Origin of the sequence: Halomonas sp. KM-1 (assembly GCF_000246875.1) — a bacterium.
Classification (GTDB): domain Bacteria; phylum Pseudomonadota; class Gammaproteobacteria; order Pseudomonadales; family Halomonadaceae; genus Halomonas; species Halomonas aerodenitrificans.
Window position 1 is genome coordinate 14689 of the sequence record NZ_BAEU01000126.1, and the last position, 17515, is coordinate 32203.

Below are 17515 nucleotides of genomic sequence, written 5' to 3' on the forward strand. Positions count from 1 at the left end.
GAAATGAGAGAATGTTAGGCGTTGCCTAATTTACCCCAGCTGCCTACTTAACCCAAGCGACTTCGGCCGCGCCCAGCACGACTATCGCAGCGCTACTGAATGGGCGCCGTGAGATAGGCCGCCCGCGAGACGAGCTTGCTCCACAGGGGGCGATTCTGCAGCTCGTCGTAGCCGATGCGGCGGCAATCGGCGAAGTCGCGCTCCAGCATCAGGCGCACCTGGGCGGCAAAACGCCGGTCGGGAATGAAGGCGGTGATCTCGAAATTCAGGCGAAACGAGCGGTTGTCGAGATTCACCGTACCCACCGATGCCGCGCTGTCGTCGATGAGAATTACCTTTTGGTGCAGAAAGCCCGGCTGATAGCGATACACCTTGACCCCAGCCCGCACCATATCGGGCAGGAACGAAAAGGCCGAAAGGTAAATGAGCAGATGATCGGGGTGTTCGGGCATCATGATGCGCACGTCGACGCCGCGCATGGCGGCAAGCCGCAGGGCATCCTGCACGCCCTGATCGGGAACGAAATAGGGGCTCGTGACCCACAGCCTCTCATGGGCGCTGTGGATGGCATGCTGCACCAGCAGACTGGCCGTCTCCTGACGGTCGGCAGGCCCCGAGGGCACGATCACCACGTTGTGGCACTCCTCGCAGGTGATATGCGGCTCCCAGCTCAGGTTGAGCACCGCCCCCGTGGCCCAGTGCCAATCCTCCCAGAACGCCTCCTGCAGCCCCAGCACGCTGGGGCCGGTGAGCTTGAGATGGGTATCGCGCCAGGGGCCGTGCCGCGGATGCTGGCCCAGGTACTCCACCCCAACGTTGAAACCGCCGAGCCAACCCTCGTTGCCGTCGACGACGAGGATCTTGCGGTGGTTGCGGAAATTGAGCTGGAAGCGATGCTTGAAGCCTCGTGAGGAGCGAAACGCACTGACCTCCACGCCCCCTTCCTTCAGCTCATGCAGATAACCTTCGGAAAGCTTACGACTGCCGACCTCGTCGAACAGGAAGTAGACCCGAACCCCTCGCTGTGCGGCGCGCAGCATGTGCTCCTTGAGCCGGTGTCCCAGCGCATCGTTGCGCACGATGAAGAACTGGATCAGCACATAGTCGCGGGCGGAATCGATGCCGGCGAACAGGCTGTCGAACGTGGCCTTGCCGTCGATCAGCAGCTCGGCCTGATTGCCGCTGGTCAACGGCATCATGGCCAGCTGCTCCACGGCGCGGATATCGGGGTTGCGGGTATAGGCCAGGAACGGCTCCAGCCGCTCCCGATAGCGAGCGAGAATTCGCCGCAGTACGGTATCGCGCTCGCCGCGGGCAGAAACGTAACCGTAAAAACGCGGCCGACCGAAGATCCAGTAGGCGGGTACCGCCAGGTAGGGAAAGGTGACGAGAGAGATGATCCAGGCCACGGCCCCCTGCGAGGTGCGGCTGGAAAGCAGCGCCAGGACCGCCGAGACGAAACCCAGCAGGTGTACCATGAATATCGCCAGGCCGAACAGCCAGGATGCCATGACCTCTCCCTGTAAAAACAGTAATCTGAAGCATACCTTAGACGACAACGGCCCCGCCAGTTGGCGGGGCCGTTTACCTATGGCACTAGAGATTTCGTACCGACATCATGCGCGCTCGGCGATGATCTCCTTCCACTTGGCAGGGCCGGTCTGGTGCACCGAGGTGCCCTGGCTGTCGACCGCCACGGTGACCGGCATGTCTTCGACCTCGAACTCGTAGATCGCTTCCATGCCCAGGTCGGCGAAGCCCACCACGCGGGACTTCTTGATCGCCTGCGCCACCAGGTAGGCGGAGCCGCCCACCGCCATCAGGTAGACCGCCTTGTTGTCGCGGATCGCTTCGATGGCGGCCGGACCGCGCTCGGCCTTGCCTACCATGCCCAGCAGACCGGTCTCTTCCAGCATGGTACGGGTGAACTTGTCCATGCGCGTGGCGGTAGTAGGACCGGCCGGCCCGACCACCTCGTCGCGAACCGGATCCACCGGGCCAACGTAGTAGATGAAGCGGCCCTTGAGATCCACCGGCAGCGACTCGCCCTTGGCGATCATGTCGACCATGCGCTTGTGCGCGGCATCGCGGCCGGTGAGCAGCTTGCCGTTGAGCAGCAGGGTGTCGCCCGGCTGCCAGGTCAGCACTTCTTCCGGCGTGACCGTATCCAGGTTCACGCGCTTGACGTTGTCGCCGGCCTCACGGGTGATCTCCGGCCAGTCTTCCAGCTTGGGCACCGGCAGTGCCGCCGGGCCGGAGCCGTCCAGGGTGAAGTGCGCATGACGGGTGGCGGCACAGTTGGGAATGATCGCCACCGGCTTGTTGGCGGCGTGCGTCGGGTAGTCCTTGACCTTGATGTCGAGCACCGTGGTCAGACCACCCAGGCCCTGGGCGCCGATACCGCTCTTGTTGACCTTGTCGAACAGCTCAAGACGCAGCTCCTCGGCGCGGTTGGACGGGCCTCGAGCCTGCAGCTCCTGGATGTCGATGGGATCGAGCAGCGCCTCCTTGGCGATCTCCATGGCCTTCTCGGCGGTACCGCCGATGCCGATGCCGAGCATGCCGGGCGGACACCAGCCGGCACCCATCTTGGGCAGCTGCTCGAGCACCCAGTCGACCACGTTATCGGAGGGGTTGAGCATGGCGAACTTGGACTTGGCCTCGCTGCCGCCACCCTTGGCCGCCACGTGCACCTCGACGGTGTCGCCGGGCACGATCTTGTGGTGAATGATCGCCGGGGTATTGTCGCCGGTGTTCTTGCGCGCGCCGTCCGGGTCGGCCAGCACCGAGGCACGCAGCACGTTGTCGGGCAGCTGGTAGGCGCGACGCACGCCTTCGTTGATCATGTCGTCGAGGCTCATCTCGGCGTCCCAGCGCACGTTCATGCCCACATGAACGAACACGGTGACGATGCCGGTGTCCTGACAGATCGGGCGGTGGCCCATGGCGCACATGCGCGAGTTGATCAGGATCTGGGCGATGGCGTCCTTGGCCGCCGGGTTCTCCTCCCGCTCGTACGCCGCCGCCATGGCGTCGATGAAATCCTTGGGATGGTAGTAGGAGATGTACTGGAGGGCGTCGGCGACGCTCTGGATCAGATCGTCCTGGCGGATCACGGTCATGTGCAAGGAACTCCTCGGCAGTGTCGGCATGCCCGCTTCTGGATTCGCAAGTGCGAAGCGGCGGGTTCGAACGGGGGCGAATTATACCGTATCGCGGCCTGCTAGACAGGTTCATGCCGCCAAGGTCGAACCTCGTCGACGATCATACAGCAAGATAACGGTATAAATGTTCTAATTTGTCTGCATCCCGCGCCGGTTCTACGCTGCCCTTAGCACAATCATGGATTCGAACCCGCCACGATCAAGGAGCCGATCATGCAACCCACCGTGTCCGATTTTCTCGTCTCCCGCCTGCGCGAATGGCGTGTGGAGCGGCTGTACGGCTACTCAGGCGACGGTATCAACGGCGTGATGTCCGCCCTGCGCCGCGCCGATGGCAACCCCCGCCTCATCCAGCCCCGCCACGAGGAAGTGGCGGCCTTCATGGCCTGCGCACATGCCAAGTTCAGCGACGAGGTCGGCGTCTGCGTAGCCACCTCCGGCCCCGGTGCGGTGCACCTGCTCAACGGCCTCTATGATGCGCGCAAGGACCACATGCCCACCGTGGCCATCGTCGGCCAGCAGGCGCGCAAGAGCCTCGGCACCGACTATCAGCAGGAGCTGGACCTGATGGCGCTGTTCAAGGACGTCGCCAGCGAATACGTGCAGATGGTCACCGAGCCGGCCCAGGCCCGCCACGTCATCGATCAGGCGCTGCGCATCGCCATCGCCCGCCGCACCGTGACCTGCGTGATCCTGCCCAACGATGTGCAGGACCTCCCCATGGAGGACCCGCCCAGGGAGCATGGCGCGGTATTCTCCGGCGTCGGCTACCAGTTTCCCCAGCAGTTGCCCGAAAGTGCCGACCTGGACGCCGCCGCGGAGATTCTGAAGTCCGGCAAGAAGGTCGCCATCCTGGCCGGCGCCGGGGTCAAGCATGCCGTGGACGAGTTGATCCGCGTGGCCGACCTGACCGGTGCAGGCATCGCCAAGGCGATACTGGCCAAGACCATGGTGCCCGACGACCTGCCCGGCGTGACCGGTTCCATCGGCCTGCTCGGCACCGAAGCCAGCGACCGCATGATGAGGGAGTGCGACACCCTGCTGATGGTGGGCACGCGCTTCCCCTATGTGGAGTTCCTGCCCGAACCGGGCCAGGCCCGCGCCATCCAGATCGACGTAGTGCCGGAAGCCTTGGGCGTGCGCTACCCCACCGAGGTCAATCTGCATGGCGACGCCGGCGCCACCTTGGCAGCGCTGGCCGAACGCATCAAGCGCAAGCGCAACAGCAAGTGGCGCAAGCAGGTGCAGGGTTGGATCGACGACTGGTGGGAGAAGACCGAAGCGCGTGCCGCCACCGAGGCCACGCCGATCAACCCGCAGCTCGTGTTCCAGCGCCTATCGCCGCGCCTGCCGGACGACGTCATGCTCACCTGCGACGTGGGCAGCGCCACCAACTGGTACGCGCGTAACCTGAAGATCCGCCGCGGCATGCTGGGCTCCGTTTCCGGTGGGCTGGCCTCGATGGGCAATGGCGTGCCCTACCTGATCGCCGCCAAGTTCTGTCACCCAAACCGCCCCGCCATCGCGCTGGTCGGTGACGGCGCCATGCAGATGCTGGGCAACAATGCCCTGATCACCCTGGCCAAGTACTGGCAGGAGTGGGAAGACCCCCGCTGCATCGTGCTGGTGCTCAACAACCATGACTTGAGCCAGGTGACCTGGGAGCAGCGGGTGATGGAGGGCGACCCCAAGTTCGACACCTCTCAGGATCTGCCCGAATTCCGCTACGACCAGTACGCCGAGCTCCTCGGCTTCAAGGGGTTGGTCATGCGCGAGCCCGACGACATCGACCGGGTGTGGGACGAGGCCCTCACTGCCGACCGCCCGGTGGTTATCAACGCCTATACCGACAGCGATATCGCCCCCCTGCCCCCGCACATCGAGTTCGAGCAGGCCAAGAGCTACCTCGCCTCGATGCTCAAGGGCGACTCCAGCGGGCTGCACAGCGCCAAGCTCTCCGCCAAGCAGATGGGCCGCTCGTTGTTCAGACGCAAGAAGTGACGCCCAGTTGCCTGAGGCTCCCCACCGGCCCGGTCATGCCTGCCTGACAAGGCGGCATGGCCGGGCGGCGTCACTCGCCGTCTGCGATGACGCGGAATAGAAAGATAACGGTATAAATGCTAGCGATGTAACCCGTTCAATCAAGCTGACAACTCGGGCAGCGATAGAGCCGACGCGAGGCGATCATTAGCCGCTCGATCGGAGTGCCGCAGGCGTGGCATGGCCGCCCGTCGCGCTCGAACACGGCAAAGCGACTAAGCCTCCGGCTTTCCCCCTGCCGCCTGGCAGCGGCTGCCCACTCGGCGCGGTTGGTCACGCCGGCCTGTTCATAGGCTTGTCGGGTCACGGCTAGGATGGTGTGCGACAGCCCTTCCAATCGCTCTTCGCTCAGGTCGACGACCCGGGCCGTGGGCGGTAGCCCGGCGAAGAACAGAATTTCGGAGCGCAGGTAGTTACCGATGCCGGCGAAGGGCGCCTGATCGAGCAGCAGCCCGCCCAGCCGGCGGCGCACGAAGCGCGGCTCGCTCAAACGCGCCATGGCCTGCTCCGGCGTGACCCCGTGGGTCAGCAGATCGGGGCCGAGACGGGAGAGAAACGGATGCTCGGCGAGCCTCTCGGCCGGCCAAAGCGAGACGTCGGAGGCGCTGTAGAGGCTAGCCGAGCGCCCTGCCGCCGTCAGCCGTACGCGCAGCGAGCGCTGGGTATCGGGTTCGCGCTCGGCGTCGTGGAGCTTCCATACGCCGTAGAGCTGGTTGTGACTGTAGAGCACGCGACCGTCGTCGAAGCGGGTCAGCAGCGCCTTGCCCCAGCTGTCCACCGCCGTGACCTCCCGCCCCATCAGCGAGTCGGCCTCGGCGGCCAGTTCGGGGAAGGCGAACCACACGGACTCCAGCCGCCTGCCGGCAAGCTGCTCGTGCAGCCGGTCGGCGGCACGGCGAATCTCAGGGCCTTCGGGCATCGTTACTCCGGTTGAGAATAATGCGGGAACGCAGCGAGAGGCGCCGGGGACAGGGCGTAGAGGGGGTCTTTTGCCATGGATGGCAAAAGTAGCGCCCAGGGATGGGTTCACAGCGCCCCCTCATAGCCCTGTCGACGGAAAGCCTCGAGCGGGCGGACTATCCCAGAGCCAGCTGCCGCTCCTTAAGCTCATGCAGCCGGTCGCGCAGCCTGGCCGCCTCCTCGAACTCCAGGTTCTGGGCCGCCTCGAACATGGCGTCCTCGACCCGCGAGACCTCCTTGGCCAGATCGGTCGGCGAGAGCTCGCCGAGATCGTAGATCGCCGCACCCTCGGCCACCTTGCGCTCGCTGCGCCGGCCCTTGCCCTTGCGCCCCGGCGCCTGAGCCGCCTCCATGATGTCGGCCACCGAACGGGTCACGGTGGTGGGTGTAATGCCGTGCTTCTCGTTGTGAGCGATCTGCTTGGCGCGGCGCCGCTCGGTCTCGTCGATGGCGCGGCGCATGGAGTCGGTCATCCTGTCGGCATAGAGGATCGCCTTGCCGTTGGCGTTGCGTGCCGCCCGGCCGATGGTCTGGATCAGCGAACGCTCGTTGCGCAGGAAGCCCTCCTTGTCGGCATCGAGGATCGCCACCAGCGATACCTCGGGAATGTCGAGCCCCTCACGCAGCAGGTTGATACCCACCAGTACGTCGAAGTTGCCCAGACGCAGGTCGCGGATGATCTCGACCCGCTCCACGGTGTCGATGTCGGAGTGCAGGTAGCGCACCCGCACGCCATGCTCGTCGAGATATTCGGTGAGATCCTCGGCCATGCGCTTGGTCAGGGTAGTGACCAGCACCCGCTCGCCCACTTCGCTACGCAGGCGGATCTCGGAGAGCAGATCATCGACCTGGGTCGAGGCCGGGCGCACCTCGATCTCCGGGTCGACCAGGCCGGTGGGACGCACCACCTGTTCTACCACCTGACCGGCGTGCTCGGCCTCGTAGGGCCCCGGCGTGGCCGAGACGAAGATCGTCTGCGGACTGATGCTCTCCCACTCCTCGAAGGTCATCGGGCGGTTGTCCAGCGCCGAGGGCAGGCGGAAGCCGTACTCCACCAGCGTCTCCTTGCGCGAGCGGTCGCCCTTGTACATGCCGCCCACCTGGGGAACGCTGACGTGGGATTCGTCGATGAACAGCAGCGCGTCGTCGGGCAGGTAGTCGAAGAAGGTGGGCGGCGGCTCGCCGGGATTGCGCCCTGAAAGGTAGCGCGAGTAGTTCTCGATGCCGTTGCAGTAGCCCAGCTCGTTCATCATCTCCAGGTCGTAAAGGGTGCGCTGCTCCAACCGCTGCGCCTCCACCAGGCGGTCGTTCTTGCGCAGCCATTCGAGGCGTTCGACCAGCTCGGCCTTGATCCGCTCGGCGGCTGAGATGATGGTCTCACGCGGCGTCACGTAGTGGCTCTTGGGATAGATCGTCATGCGCGGCACCTCGCCGCGGGTTTCGCCGGTAAGCGGATCGAACAGGCGAATCGAGTCGATCTCGTCGCCGAACAGCTCCACCCGCACCGCCTCTTCGTCGGAATCGGCCGGATAGATGTCGATCACGTCGCCGCGCACCCGGTAGGTAGCGCGTTTGAAGTCCATGTCGTTGCGGGTGTACTGCAGCTCCGCCAGCCGCCGCAGGAAGCTGCGCTGATCGATCAGCTCGCCGCGGGTGAAGTGCAGGCGCATCTTCAGGTACTGGTCAGGATCGCCCAGGCCGTAGATCGCCGATACCGAGACCACGATCAGCGCATCGCGCCGCTCGAGCAGTGCCTTGGTCGCCGAGAGCCGCATCTGCTCGATGTGTTCGTTGATCGAGGCGTCCTTCTCGATGAAGGTGTCCGACGAGGGGACGTACGCCTCCGGCTGGTAGTAGTCGTAATAGGAGACGAAATACTCGATGGCGTTGTCGGGGAAGAACGACTTGAACTCGCCGTAGAGCTGGGCGGCCAGGGTCTTGTTGGGCGCCATGACGATGGTCGGGCGCTGCAGCCGCTCCACCACGTTGGCCATGGTGAAGGTCTTGCCCGAGCCGGTCACGCCGAGCAGGGTCTGATGGGCCAGGCCCGCCTCCAGCCCCTTCACCAGGCTCTCGATGGCGGTTGGCTGATCACCGGCGGGCTTGAACTTCGAATTGAGGCGAAACGGCTTGCTCATCGCGACTCCAGGCATGCATCAGGCGCCCTGGGGCGCCTGCTGTCTCAGTGGTTCGTCTTGGTCCGTGCATCCGGTCCATGCATCAAGACCGTGCATCAGTAGCACGTCTCGGTACTGCAGCTCCGTGAGTATAGGAGCGTGGCGGCCATCATGCCGCGTCGACGGTACTGCGCGTGGTGACTTCCACGGTGGCACTGGTCATGAGGCGGTGGATGGGGCACTTGTGGCTGATCTCCTCCAGCCGCAGGCGCTGCGCTTCGTCCTCGATGCCGTGAAAGGTCATCACCACTTCGAGTCGGTAAATGCCCTTGCGTTCCTCGCTGACGTCGCGATTGACCCTGACGCTGACGCCCTCCAGCGGCCACTGCTTGCGCTGGGCGTACATCTGCGCCGTGATCGCCTTGCAGGCCCCGAGCGAGAGATCGAAGTAGTCGTGGGGGTCAGGGGCGCTCTCCTCGCCGCCGAAGGCCTTGGGCACGTCGACATAAAGATCCTCGAAGCCCGCTATCCGCACCCGCTGGCGCAAGATACGATTCCGCTCGCTGACGATTTCGATGGTCTCTTTCATTATACGCTCCGCTCTGAAGCTGGATGGGTGCGGCTGGATGGGGCTACTTGATCTGGATGGGCAGCTTGAGCGCCTCGACGGCACGGATCAGCGCCTCGCGACTGACGCGGCCTTCCACCTCGGCACCGTGGCGCCCCACCTCGGCACTCTCCACTCCATCTACCATCATCAGGGCGGTGGTGATGCGATTCACCTGGTCGGCGTTTTCCACACCGGTGAAATCGAGCGACTGATGCGGCATGCATGACTCCCTACCGTGGAATAAGGTAATAAGCAGTCTAACATGAGCGTTGCGGTGCGACACCGCTTGCAATCCGCCCTCGCCGCCCGCATACCGACGATATATCCCCGACATGACGACCTGGAGCCACAGGCATAATGAGTGATTGGACAACCGCCCTGGAGGGGCGCCGTACGAGCGATTCACGGGTCGAGTTCGAGATCGGCGAGCCCGTCCAGCAGGCCGCGGCGAACGTCAAGGTGACGCCACTCGTCCACCTCGCCGTACTCGACGTGATCGGCAAGGCTGCCGACAAGCTGCTGCAGGGCCAGACCAGCGCTCAGGTCGAGCTGGCCAAGGGCGACTTCGCCCCCTTGACCTGTTTCTGCAACGCCAAGGGCCGCATGCTGGCCAACGCCCAGCTGCTGCGCATCAGCCCCGAACGCTACCGTCTGATCCTGCACCGTGACCTGGTGGAGCCGCTGCGCGATCACCTGAAGAAGTTCGCCCCGTTCTACAAGAGCGAACTCGCGGTTCGCGACGACCTGGCCCTGCTGGGATTGATCGGTGCCGACGCACCGGCCGTCGCGGCCGGGTATCTCGACACAGCAGCCCCCAGCCTGTGGCATCAGGCCGGCGATGAGGAGCGCCAGCTACTGGCTCATCCCGGGCCGCAGCCACGCGTGTTGATCTGCCTACCCCGGGAGCAGGCTGCCGCAACGGCCAGCGCCCTGGCCGAAGAGGCGCCTCTGGTCGGCAACGCCGAGTGGTGCCTGCAGGACATCCGGGCCGGGCTCGCCTGGCTCACCGCCGCCCACCAGGACGCTCTGCTGCCGCAGATGATCAACTGGGAGGCGCTGGGTGGCATCAGCTTCAAGAAGGGCTGCTACACCGGCCAGGAGGTGGTGGCTCGCGCGCACTTTCGCGGCCAGGTGAAGAAGCGACTGGCGCACTGTCGGCTTGAGGGCGAACAGCTGCCGGAACTGGGCAGCGCCATCGTTGACGAGAACGGCAAGAGTGCCGGGGAAGTGATCGCCGCGGAGCGCGACAACGAGGGTGGCGTCGAGCTGCTCGCCGTGCTCACCACCCGTGAGGAGATCGGCCCGCTCAGCATCGAGAATCGTAGCGTGACCCCGCTGCCTCTGCCCTACCCGATCGAACGGCTCGATCCGGAGAGTCTGGCCTAGGCCGCACCCTCGCCCAGGTCCAAGCCGAAGACTCGCCCAGCGGTCGCCGTGCTCTGAGCGGCGACCGCCTCGGGCGTCTCGCCGCGCAGCCTGGCCACCATCTCACACACCTGAACGATCCGCGCCGGCTCGTTGCGCTGCCCCTGGTAGCCGCACAGCGGCATGTCGGGGCTGTCGGTCTCCAGCACGAAACCATCCTCAGGCAGGCTCTTCACTGCGCGCCACAGGCGCTGGGCGCGCTCGTAGGTGACCGCACCGCCCAACCCCACCACGAAGCCGAGATCGAGGAACTTCCAGGCCTGGTCCGGCGAGCCGGCGAAGGCGTGAATCAAGCCGCCCGCCGGCAGGTCCAGCTGACGCAGGCGCTTGGAGACCTTGTCGTTGGCATGCACGCAGTGGATCACCACCGGCAGCCGGCGCGCCTTGGCCAGCCGCAGTTGGGCATCGAACAGCTGCCACTGGTCGTCGAGGGCCTCCTCGAAGCGCGCATCGATACCGCATTCGCCCAGCGCCCGCACTTCGGGGTGTTCGTCCAGCAAGCGAGCCAACGCCTCGACGTCGCCTTCGCCGTGTTCGTGCATGAAGTAGGGATGCAGCCCCAGGCTGACGTGCACGTCATCACGCTCGCCCAGCGCCAGCACGGCGGGCCACCTCTCACGGGTCGTGCCCGGCACCAGGAAATGGCCGACACCGGCCGCCCTGGCGCGTTCGAACATCGCCTCGCGGTCATCGTCGAAGGCCTCGAAGTCGAGGTGGCAGTGGGCGTCGATCAGCACGTCGCTCTCCTTGGCAGCTCCTTCGTCGTCCCTGACGAAGGGATGATGGCTAGGCTTGGTCTGAAAAGTCGGCGAGCGAAGGCCAGACAAGGCAAAAAACAGCGAAAAGACGGAGTTTACATAGTGTAAATGAGTACTTTGAGCTGTTTTTTAACGCCGTATGGCCAAGCGCAGGCAGTTTTCAGGCAAAGCCTAGTGTTCGCGGGTGGCGGCGAAGCGTATCTCCGGCCAGCGTTCCTGGGTCATCTGCAGGTTGACCCTTGTTGGAGCAATGTAGGTCAGGTAGCCACCGCCATCCAGCGCCAGGTTGGCGCTCGCCTTGCGCTTGAACTCCTCGAGCTTCTTGGCATCGTCGCAGTAGATCCAGCGTGCGGTCTGCACGTTGACCGGCTCGTAGACACAGTCGACCTTGTACTCCTCCTTGAGCCGGTGGGCGACAACGTCGAACTGCAGGGTACCCACGGCGCCGAGGATCAAGTCGTTGTTGTCCAGCGGCTGGAACAACTGAGTGGCGCCCTCTTCGGAGAGCTGCTGCAAGCCTTTCTGCAGCGCCTTGAGCTTCAGCGGGTCCTTGAGCTGCACGCGCTTGAACAGCTCCGGGGCGAAGTGGGGAATGCCGGTGAAGCGCATGTCCTCGCCCATGGTGAAGGTATCGCCGATCTGGATGGTGCCGTGGTTGTGCAGACCGATGATATCGCCGGGCCAAGCCTCTTCCACGTGGGCGCGGTCGGCGGCCATGAAAGTCAGGGCGTCGGCGATCTTGACGTCCTTGCCGATGCGCACGTGGCGCATCTTCATGTTCTTCTCGTACTTGCCGGAACAGACCCGCAGGAAGGCGATACGGTCGCGGTGCTTCGGGTCCATGTTGGCCTGGATCTTGAACACGAAGCCGGTGAAGCGGCTGTCGTTGGCCTCGACGGTGCGGGTATCGGTCTCACGGGGCTGCGGCGGTGGAGCATACTCGACAAAGCCGTCGAGCATCTCGCGCACGCCGAAGTTGCCCATGGCGGTACCGAAGTAGACTGGGGTCAGCTCGCCGCGGCGGTAGGCCTCGAGATCGAACTCATGGGAAGCGCCACGGACCAGCTCCACCTCCATGCGCAGTTCCTCGGCCGCTTCCGCGCCGAGCACCGTGTCGACCTCGGGGTTGTCGAGTCCCTCGATGCGCTTGTCATCGGGGATACGGCTGCCCTGGCCCTGGGTATAGAGATGGATCACGTCGTTGTAGAGGTGGTAGACCCCCTTGAAGTGACGACCCATGCCGATCGGCCAGGTCATCGGCGCGCACTGGATGTTCAGCACCGTCTCCACCTCGTCCATCACCTCGATGGGATCGCGGATGTCGCGGTCCATCTTGTTGACGAAGGTGAGAATCGGCGTGGTGCGCAGGCGACAGACCTCCATCAGCTTGATGGTACGGTCCTCGACGCCCTTGGCGCCGTCGATGACCATCAGCGCCGAGTCCACCGCCGTCAGCGTGCGGTAGGTATCCTCGGAGAAGTCCTCGTGACCCGGGGTGTCGAGCAGGTTGACCATGCGGCCGCCGTAGGGGAACTGCATCACCGAGGTGGTCACGGAGATGCCCCGCTCCTGCTCCATCTTCATCCAATCGGACGTGGCGTGGCGGTCGTTGCGCTTGCTCTTCACCGAGCCGGCCAGCTGGATCGCATTTCCGAACAGCAGCATCTTCTCGGTGATGGTGGTCTTGCCCGCGTCGGGGTGCGAGATGATCGCAAAGGTTCTACGCAGCCCGACTTCGCGGGCCAGATCGGCGTCTGACATCAGTCTCGAATTCGTCTAGTGGCACCGCCTGCGGCAGTGCGTGAATGAGCAGTGGGCCGCATTCTACGGCTTTGCCCCGCGCAGTTGTAGGCCAGTCGTGCCGAAAGCGCATGCCAAGGCCGTCCACCTGCCCGCCGGCAGGCACGACAAGGTATCATGTGGGCGGATTCTTCGCTGGAGCCCTCATGCCAACCGCCCCGCCCCTGCCGCTCTCGACCCCCAGCCGCAACCTGGTGCGTCTGACCCTGGTACGCGGCATCACCTGGACCGGCTTTCTGATCGCCACCATCGTCGGCGTCGAACTGCTGCATTTCGAGATCGAAGTGGCGGCAGTGATCGGGGTGATCGTCTGCATGGGGCTTGTCAACCTCTTCACCTGGTGGCGCCTGGGCCGCCAGTGGGCGGTCAGCCACACCGAGTACGTGCTGCATCTGCTGGCCGACACCATCGGCCTCACCCTGCTGTTCTATCTCACCGGCGGCTCCAGCAACCCCTTCATCAACTACTACCTGGTGCCGGTGACCATCGCCGCCGCCACCCTGCCCTGGCGCTACGCCTGGATCATCGCCAGCGCCGCCATGGGGTCGTACACCTTGCTGATGTGGGTCTATCACCCGGTCCCTCAGTTCGCCCACTACTACGACGCCGTGGGGGTCAATCTTCACATCCTCGGCATGTGGATCAACTTCGGTCTCTCGGCGGGCCTGGTGACCTTCTTCATCTACAAGATGGCCCACGCCCTGCGCAGCCGTGAGCGGGCCCTCTCCCAGACCCGCGAAGCGGCGCTGCGCAACGAGCAGATCGTGGCGGTGGCCACCCAGGCGGCCGGCACCGCCCACGAGCTGGGCACACCGCTGTCGACGATGGCGGTACTGCTCAGCGAGATGCGCGAAGACGCCAAGGACGACCCCGCACTGATCGAGGACATCGAGCTGCTGCGCCGCCAGGTGGACGTGTGCAAGTCGCGCCTGCGCCACCTGGTGGAAAGCACCGACCGCAGGCGCATGGCCGAACCCGAGGTGTGCGATGCCCGGGAGTGGCTGCAAGGCGTCGTGCAGCGCTGGCTGGTGCTGCGTCCCGACGTCAGCCATCGCCTGGAGATCGCCGAGCAGCGCGGTACGCCCTGGCTCAAGGTCGACACCACGCTGGATCAGGCCATCACCAACCTGCTCAACAACGCTGCCGATGCCAACCCCGACGACGTAAGCATTCGCCTGGACTGGAACGACGAAGAGGCCATCATCGACATTCGCGACCACGGCCCCGGCGTCAGCCTGGACATCGCTGACCAACTAGGCGAAACCTTCGTCTCGACCAAGAGCAAGGGGCTCGGCATCGGCCTGTTCCTGACCCACGCCACCATCAACCGCTTCGGCGGCGGTGTTAGCCTGTATAATCATCCTGACGGGGGGACGCTGACCGAAGTGATCCTGCCGCACAGCGAGCCCTGAGCGACGAGGACGCCATGCAAGACGCCGAAACACGCCTGCTGATCGTCGATGACGACGAAATGTTCTGTCACGTGCTGTCACGCGCCCTGGGCAGGCGCGGATACGAGGTGCTGGTGGCCCACGACGCGGAGCAGGCGCTGAGCCTGGCCCGCCGCCACCGCCCCGAGCTGGCCACCCTGGACCTCAAGCTGGAGCACAGCTCGGGCCTGAAGCTGCTGCCCGAACTGCTCAACATGGTGCCCAGTTGCCGCATCGTGGTGCTGACGGGCTACTCGAGCATCGCCACCGCGGTGGAGGCGATCAAGCTCGGCGCCGTCAACTACCTGTGCAAGCCGGCCGATGCCGACGAGATCCTCGCGGCCCTCGACCAGCAGCAGGGCGATCCGGATGCCGAAGTGGCGGAATCGCCGCCCTCGATCAACCGCATCGCCTGGGAGCACATCCAGAAGGTGCTGCAGGAACACGACGGCAACATCTCCGCCACCGCCCGCGCCCTGGGCATGCACCGCCGCACCCTGCAACGCAAACTGCAGAAGCGCCCGGTGCGGCGGTAGTCGTTGTTCAGCAAGGCCCTGCACTGGCTTAGCGCCACCCAGGCGAGCGGCGCCGGGGACAGGTCGTAGCGGAGGTTATTTGCCAGGGAAGGCAAATATAGCGCCCAGGGATGGGTTCACAGCGCCTCCGCGAGACCTGTCGCCGGAAAAGCCGCGGGCATATGTCATTGAGCCGTCCAACCAAGATCAATATTCCAGCTCGAGCCGGTCACCGCGCCTGCCGCATCCGAGGCCAGGTAGGCCACCAGCGCCGACACTTCCTCGGGATCGATCAGGCGCTTCACCGCGGCATTCTTGAGCATGATCTGCTGCACCACGTCCTGCTCGTCCATGTTGTGCAGCCGGGCCTGATCGGCGATCTGGTTCTCCACCAGCGGTGTCTTGACGTAGGCCGGACAGATGGCGTTGGCCGTGATGCCCTGGGGGCCGCCCTCCAGCGCCGCCGTCTTGGTCAGTCCGATCATGCCGTGCTTGGCACTGATATAGGCCGACTTGCCCGGCGAGGCGACCTGGGCATGCACCGAGGCGATGTTGACGATACGCCCCCAGCCGTTCTCGCGCATGGAAGGCCATACGGCCTGGGTCAGCAGGAAAGGCGCCGTCAGCATCAGATCGATGATCTGGCGCCACTTGGCCTCGGGAAAGTCCTCTATCGGCGAGACGTGCTGAATGCCGGCATTGTTGACCAGGATATCGACCTTGCCGAAACGCTTGATCGCCTCCGCCACGGCCGCCTTGCACGCCTCACCGTCGCTGAGATCGGCCTGGAAGAACGCCGCACCCACGGCATCGGCCTTGGCCCTGGCCTGATCGTTGAAGTCGACGGCCAGCACCTGATGACCGAGCTCGCGAAACTGATGCACCACGGCCTCGCCGATGCCGCTGGCGGTTCCCGTCACCAGGGCGACGCGTGGCACGGTAGCGGTTGTATTACTCATGGGTAAATCCTTCTACACGAGGATGGAAGACCTGATCCCCAGCATAAGCCGGGGGTCACTGCCACGACCAGCCCGCCGGAAGTCTTATCCATCAGCAGCGGGGGTCATGACCTTTTCCATCAGCCGCTGGGCCAGACGGCTACCCTCCTCGCGGGACTCCAGGTCGCTCAGATCGTCGAGCAGCTCGCAGCGCCACAGCCAGAGATCAGCGTCCAGCACTTCGGCAACGAAGGGATAGCGGCCCGAGGGTAGATCGAACGCTCTCCGCTCACCTTCCGCAGGCGCCCGTGCGCTGGCAAAGGCAGGAAACAGCACCAGCGACAGCGAGACGGGGCTGACGAGGGCGCCCACCAGGTAGTCGCGCCCGACAGACGCCTCGCCTTGGTCGGGGCTGGCCTGAAAGCACAGCGCATCGACATCCAGCAGCGGGTTGGCGGCCGGTGTCGCTTCGAGCGCGGCGCCCTGCCGTTGCCGCCAGGCCTCGGCCATCTCGTTCAGGCGCCGGTACTGCTCGGGCGTCGGGGCCAGCATGGCATGCTCCTTTCCATGTAGGTGAATACGGGGCAGGTGGGCACGGACACCCCGTTCGGCAGAACGCCTCATGGCTGCTATTCTGGCAGGTCCATGAGCGACGAGGAAAGCCCATGCTCCCCCAGCAGCGTCTCGAACTTGCCGTCGACATCGCCCGGGAAGCCGGCGAGAAAATCGTGGCGGCCAGGAATGGCCAAGCCTTCAATCAGCAGCTGAAGAACGGCCAGGAGCTTGTCACCGACGTGGACGTCGCCGTGGACACCCTGATCGGCGAGCGCCTGGAAGCCAGCCTGCCCGGCGAACAGCGGCTGAGCGAAGAGCTGGCGCCCGACCGCGAGGTGATGAGCACGGCCGAGTCGCTGTGGGTCATCGACCCCATCGACGGTACCGTCAACTTCGCCCACGGCCTGCGCCACGTTGCCGTTTCCATCGCCTGGGTAAGTGAAGGCAAGACGCGCCTCGGCGTGGTACATGCGCCCTTTCTCGGTGAAACCTACACCGCCCTCTACGGCCAGGGCGCCTGGTGCAACGGCAAGCCGATCCACACCAGCCACAGGGCCAACCTGCAGCGCTGCCTGGTCGCTACCGGCTTTCCCTACCGACGCGACAGCCGCCCGCCGCTGATGCGCAGACTGATGGCCGTGCTGGAGCACTGTCAGGACGTGCGCCGCAACGGCTCCGCCGCTCTCGATCTGTGCGACGTCGCCTGCGGCCGTCTGGATGCCTACTACGAAAGCGTCTCGCCCTGGGACTTCGCCGCCGGCGTGCTGATCGCCCGCGAAGCCGGGGCCCGTACCGGCCATCTCTATCCGTGCCCCAAGGGCATACCGGAAGATCTCTACGGCGAGAACATTCTGGTCAGCGCGCCCGAGATTCACGCCGAGCTGGGGGATCTGCTGCGCGCCGCCGACGCCAACGAGCTGCGGTATGACTGAGCCTGCCGTCGCCGCGGCAATAGCACGCCCCAATCGTGTCGCTAGCAGCGCCCTATTGGCCCCGACAGCCCTCATCCGTCACAATGGCGCCAGACAAAACATCTTCAGGAGACATCTTCTATGTTCGTGGTCATCTTCGGTCGTCCCGGTTGCCCCTTCTGCGTGCGCGCCCAGGACCTCGCCCAGCGCCTGGAAAGCGCCAACGTGATCGAAGGACACCGCTACGTGGACATCTGGGCCGAAGGCATCAGCAAGGCCGACCTGGAGAAGA

General features: G+C 64.9%; 16 protein-coding genes. 6 read left to right on the top strand and 10 right to left on the bottom strand.

Going from position 1 to position 17515, the window contains the following annotated elements; all coding sequences use genetic code 11:
- Positions 1-92 precede the first annotated feature (92 nt).
- Together cls and B8115_RS14990 are read right to left on the bottom strand one after the other, a co-directional pair.
- Positions 93-1511, bottom strand: a complete 1419-nt coding sequence (gene cls / locus B8115_RS14985; RefSeq protein ID WP_010628633.1) for a cardiolipin synthase — start codon at positions 1509-1511, stop codon at positions 93-95.
- Between the two features lie 105 nt (positions 1512-1616).
- A complete protein-coding gene (locus B8115_RS14990) occupies positions 1617-3122 on the bottom strand; it encodes a fumarate hydratase (protein ID WP_010628634.1) in 1506 nt (501 codons plus the stop codon).
- Between the two features lie 255 nt (positions 3123-3377).
- Here B8115_RS14990 and B8115_RS14995 point away from each other — a divergent pair, with 255 nt between their 5' ends.
- Positions 3378-5165, top strand: coding sequence for a thiamine pyrophosphate-requiring protein (locus B8115_RS14995; protein WP_010628635.1), 1788 nt, complete (start codon positions 3378-3380; stop codon positions 5163-5165).
- Positions 5166-5301: 136 nt separating this feature from the next.
- Here B8115_RS14995 and nei read toward each other — a convergent pair whose 3' ends face one another.
- The 4 genes from nei to B8115_RS15015 form a co-directional block, all read right to left on the bottom strand.
- A complete protein-coding gene (nei, locus tag B8115_RS15000; RefSeq protein ID WP_010628636.1) occupies positions 5302-6123 on the bottom strand; it encodes an endonuclease VIII in 822 nt (273 codons plus the stop codon).
- Between the two features lie 157 nt (positions 6124-6280).
- Positions 6281-8302, bottom strand: a complete 2022-nt coding sequence (gene uvrB / locus B8115_RS15005; protein WP_010628637.1) for an excinuclease ABC subunit UvrB — start codon at positions 8300-8302, stop codon at positions 6281-6283.
- Positions 8303-8450: 148 nt separating this feature from the next.
- Complete coding sequence (locus B8115_RS15010; RefSeq protein WP_010628638.1) at positions 8451-8870, bottom strand: OsmC family protein; 420 nt, start codon at positions 8868-8870, stop codon at positions 8451-8453.
- A 43-nt stretch (positions 8871-8913) separates the two neighbouring features.
- Positions 8914-9111: a hypothetical protein gene (locus B8115_RS15015; RefSeq protein ID WP_010628639.1), complete on the bottom strand. Its 198-nt coding sequence runs from the start codon at positions 9109-9111 to the stop codon at positions 8914-8916.
- 137 nt (positions 9112-9248) lie between these two features.
- Here B8115_RS15015 and B8115_RS15020 point away from each other — a divergent pair, with 137 nt between their 5' ends.
- Positions 9249-10277, top strand: coding sequence for a folate-binding protein YgfZ (locus B8115_RS15020; protein WP_010628640.1), 1029 nt, complete (start codon positions 9249-9251; stop codon positions 10275-10277).
- Here the strand turns inward: B8115_RS15020 and B8115_RS15025 are convergent.
- Together B8115_RS15025 and prfC are read right to left on the bottom strand one after the other, a co-directional pair.
- Positions 10274-11053 carry a TatD family hydrolase gene (locus B8115_RS15025; protein WP_010628641.1) on the bottom strand — a complete coding sequence of 260 codons (780 nt, stop codon included), beginning with the start codon at positions 11051-11053 and terminating at the stop codon, positions 10274-10276. The two genes, B8115_RS15020 and B8115_RS15025, sit on opposite strands and share 4 nt — an antisense overlap.
- A 192-nt stretch (positions 11054-11245) precedes the next feature.
- Positions 11246-12835: a peptide chain release factor 3 gene (gene prfC / locus B8115_RS15030; RefSeq protein ID WP_010628642.1), complete on the bottom strand. Its 1590-nt coding sequence runs from the start codon at positions 12833-12835 to the stop codon at positions 11246-11248.
- A gap of 185 nt (positions 12836-13020) precedes the next feature.
- Here prfC and B8115_RS15035 point away from each other — a divergent pair, with 185 nt between their 5' ends.
- Both B8115_RS15035 and B8115_RS15040 read left to right on the top strand, forming a co-directional pair.
- A complete protein-coding gene (locus B8115_RS15035) occupies positions 13021-14286 on the top strand; it encodes an ATP-binding protein (RefSeq protein WP_010628643.1) in 1266 nt (421 codons plus the stop codon).
- 14 nt (positions 14287-14300) lie between these two features.
- Entirely contained in the window at positions 14301-14840 is a 540-nt protein-coding gene (locus tag B8115_RS15040; protein ID WP_010628644.1) for a response regulator transcription factor, read from the top strand.
- 164 nt (positions 14841-15004) lie between these two features.
- Here B8115_RS15040 and B8115_RS15045 read toward each other — a convergent pair whose 3' ends face one another.
- Both B8115_RS15045 and hybE read right to left on the bottom strand, forming a co-directional pair.
- Complete coding sequence (locus B8115_RS15045) at positions 15005-15778, bottom strand: 3-hydroxybutyrate dehydrogenase (RefSeq protein ID WP_010628645.1); 774 nt, start codon at positions 15776-15778, stop codon at positions 15005-15007.
- An 84-nt stretch (positions 15779-15862) separates the two neighbouring features.
- Complete coding sequence (gene hybE / locus B8115_RS15050; RefSeq protein ID WP_010628646.1) at positions 15863-16309, bottom strand: [NiFe]-hydrogenase assembly chaperone HybE; 447 nt, start codon at positions 16307-16309, stop codon at positions 15863-15865.
- Between the two features lie 113 nt (positions 16310-16422).
- On the opposite strand from hybE, the gene B8115_RS15055 reads away from it, so the two are divergent.
- Positions 16423-17244: an inositol monophosphatase family protein gene (locus B8115_RS15055; RefSeq protein ID WP_010628647.1), complete on the top strand. Its 822-nt coding sequence runs from the start codon at positions 16423-16425 to the stop codon at positions 17242-17244.
- A gap of 120 nt (positions 17245-17364) precedes the next feature.
- On the top strand, positions 17365-17515 hold a 151-nt coding region (locus B8115_RS15060), incomplete at its 3' end, for a glutaredoxin domain-containing protein (protein WP_010628648.1).

Bases quoted from the DNA above. Each gene is read 5' to 3' on its own strand.
- cls (WP_010628633.1), bottom strand. From the start codon at position 1,511: ATGGCATCCTGGCTGTTCGGCCTGGCGATATTCATGGTACACCTGCTG.
- B8115_RS14990 (WP_010628634.1), bottom strand. From the start codon at position 3,122: ATGACCGTGATCCGCCAGGACGATCTGATCCAGAGCGTCGCCGACGCC.
- B8115_RS14995 (WP_010628635.1), top strand. From the start codon at position 3,378: ATGCAACCCACCGTGTCCGATTTTCTCGTCTCCCGCCTGCGCGAATGG.
- nei (WP_010628636.1), bottom strand. From the start codon at position 6,123: ATGCCCGAAGGCCCTGAGATTCGCCGTGCCGCCGACCGGCTGCACGAG.
- uvrB (WP_010628637.1), bottom strand. From the start codon at position 8,302: ATGAGCAAGCCGTTTCGCCTCAATTCGAAGTTCAAGCCCGCCGGTGAT.
- B8115_RS15010 (WP_010628638.1), bottom strand. From the start codon at position 8,870: ATGAAAGAGACCATCGAAATCGTCAGCGAGCGGAATCGTATCTTGCGC.
- B8115_RS15015 (WP_010628639.1), bottom strand. From the start codon at position 9,111: ATGCCGCATCAGTCGCTCGATTTCACCGGTGTGGAAAACGCCGACCAG.
- B8115_RS15020 (WP_010628640.1), top strand. From the start codon at position 9,249: ATGAGTGATTGGACAACCGCCCTGGAGGGGCGCCGTACGAGCGATTCA.
- prfC (WP_010628642.1), bottom strand. From the start codon at position 12,835: ATGTCAGACGCCGATCTGGCCCGCGAAGTCGGGCTGCGTAGAACCTTT.
- B8115_RS15035 (WP_010628643.1), top strand. From the start codon at position 13,021: ATGCCAACCGCCCCGCCCCTGCCGCTCTCGACCCCCAGCCGCAACCTG.
- B8115_RS15040 (WP_010628644.1), top strand. From the start codon at position 14,301: ATGCAAGACGCCGAAACACGCCTGCTGATCGTCGATGACGACGAAATG.
- B8115_RS15045 (WP_010628645.1), bottom strand. From the start codon at position 15,778: ATGAGTAATACAACCGCTACCGTGCCACGCGTCGCCCTGGTGACGGGA.
- hybE (WP_010628646.1), bottom strand. From the start codon at position 16,309: ATGCTGGCCCCGACGCCCGAGCAGTACCGGCGCCTGAACGAGATGGCC.
- B8115_RS15055 (WP_010628647.1), top strand. From the start codon at position 16,423: ATGCTCCCCCAGCAGCGTCTCGAACTTGCCGTCGACATCGCCCGGGAA.